The sequence below is a fragment of the Pedobacter sp. 01N416 genome, assembly GCF_056399685.1.
The window spans coordinates 1-2,166 of record NZ_JBFTRT010000789.1 but is presented as its reverse complement, the minus strand read 5'-3'; the positions used below and the strand labels follow the sequence as shown (position 1 = coordinate 2,166).

Sequence of the window (2,166 nt, the reverse complement as noted above, 5' to 3'; positions counted from 1 at the left end):
CTATAAGAATATGGGTTATAGAAATTATAAGGGTTTAACGCGCTTGCGTAAACACGTACATTACTTACTTTAACTTGTTCGAGCCAGCGCTTAGGAAGAGAATAATTTAACTGTATGCTAGCTAAACGCATTCTAAATGAAGAAACCTTCCAGAAATTTGATGTTGGACTTAAGCTTGTAGCTTCCCAATTTGGGTTTGGCATAGTACCTGTTGGGTTTAGGATGGGATCATAAATATCGCCCCAGATCTCAGGCACACTTGCAAAAGTGCGTGAAATAGAATTGTTCATTTTTTTACGGGCATCGATTTCCGACCATCCCCCAAACGAACCTGAAATTACCGCCTCTATTCCTATTCCTTTATAATTTGCTTTTAATGTTGTTCCGTAACCATAATGGTTGGTGGCTTTTTTTGATAACTGTACCTGATCATTAAAGTCAATTATACCGTCTGGACCTGCAAAAGATCCATCAGGCTGTAAAGGTCCTCTAACATCTCTATAATAGAGCATGCCTGGCTTTAAATCTTTGGCCAACACTGCTGATCCGCTACCGGCAGCACCTGGATTTACGGAGGTAATTTTGTACTGACTTAAATAAGCATCGATTTCTTGCTGATCTTTAAACATGCCTAAATAATCATAACCCCATTTACCAACGTCAGATGAAGTTCCATTACGTGGATTCCAAGGATATAGAACATCATTTGCATTGTAATCTGCTTTGATTACTTTATTATCTGACCAAGCAAACCTAAAATCTACGCCATAACTAAAATCCTTGCCAATTTTATCGTTCCAACCAATTCCCAGTTCGTAGCCAAAGTAATCTGCTGTAGCATAATTTTGTGAGGCTACTGAACCACCAATCGTGATTGGAATATTAGATGTTACCTCTGTTAAAATATTTGTTGCGTGATTATAATAACCATCCAGAGATAATGTAAGTCGGTTTTTTAAAAATTTAGCATCAATACCCACGTTATTTTTAAGCTCGTCGCTCCAGGTTGCATCAGGGTTTGGAGATGCTTCCATTTTATAACCTGCAGTTGCATTTCCATCTCCACCAAATACTGCTCCTTTACCATCCTGGAAGGTGTAACGCTGTCTCCATAACCAGGCCTTAGTTTGGTCGTTACCTAATAAACCTATTGAGTACCTTAGTTTTAAGAAGTCAATACCAGGTACTTTAAAAAAATCTTCTTCTGAAATTACCCAGCCCAATGAGCCTGAATAGAAATTACCCCAATAGTTACCCGGTGCAAATTTGGTAGAAGCATCACTTCTAAACATAAATTCTGCAAGGTACTTATCTGCGTAACTGTAGTTTGCTCTTGCAACATATGATAGTGATCCTCCTTCTGATTTTGTAGTGCTTCCGTCTATCGCGCCGGTTGCTGAGTTAAACTGGCCATTCGTTTGTTGGATCGGATCTGCTTTAAATACAACCTCATTATTAAAGGCTTGCTCAGAATATCGTATTGAGCATTTAAATTTATCGTAAAGTTGGTATTTCTGGTATTCGCCAGATTGCCTAATTTTTCGATTTCGTAGAAATGATAGGTAGAAAAATCATTAGTGGTTCCCGGTAGTTTTACAGGATATCCATTAATGTACATCGGCACGTAACGAGGCGCAAGGATGAGGTTCCTGTAATCGTTGTCATCTAACTCACTACCAATTTTATTGAATGTTTTAATGAGTTCGCTATTGTTTCCTGAAACCTGCAAACCAACCTTCAGATTGGTTGCCACCTTAATATCGGCACCTGATCTAAAGTTCCAACGTTTAAAATCAAGACTCGAAAGGTTTCCATCTTGCTTGTAATAAGCTACATCACCGAAATAGGTTGCGCGGTCTGTACCTCCGGAGATACTTAAAGTGTGTTTCATGTTATAGGATGATTTCCAGGCATCTTCTAACCAATCGTAATTAATGTTTTTAAAATGCTCTAATTCGTCCTGACTAAAAAAACTATCAGCTGCTGAAGCGCCTGTTGGATTTACATTAGCTCCATTCGGTCCGTTCATAATGTTATAATACATCCCAAACTGATAGGCGCTCATCATTTTAGTTCGGTAAGCTTCATCATTAAAGGCATACGAGCCGCTATAACTGATGCGTGGAGGTCCGATTTTACCGCGTTTAGTTTTTACTAGTACTACTC

At 38.7% G+C, this 2,166-nt stretch carries 1 protein-coding gene and 1 pseudogene; both read right to left on the bottom strand.

The window, feature by feature from the left end; translation table 11 throughout:
• Positions 1–1,292, bottom strand: a 1,292-nt coding sequence (locus tag AC1DND_RS27175) for a SusC/RagA family TonB-linked outer membrane protein (protein WP_477585883.1), incomplete at its 3' end; no start/stop codon positions are given.
• Positions 1,293–1,381: 89 nt separating this feature from the next.
• Positions 1,382–2,166: pseudogene (locus tag AC1DND_RS27170) on the bottom strand (SusC/RagA family TonB-linked outer membrane protein); the annotation flags it as partial.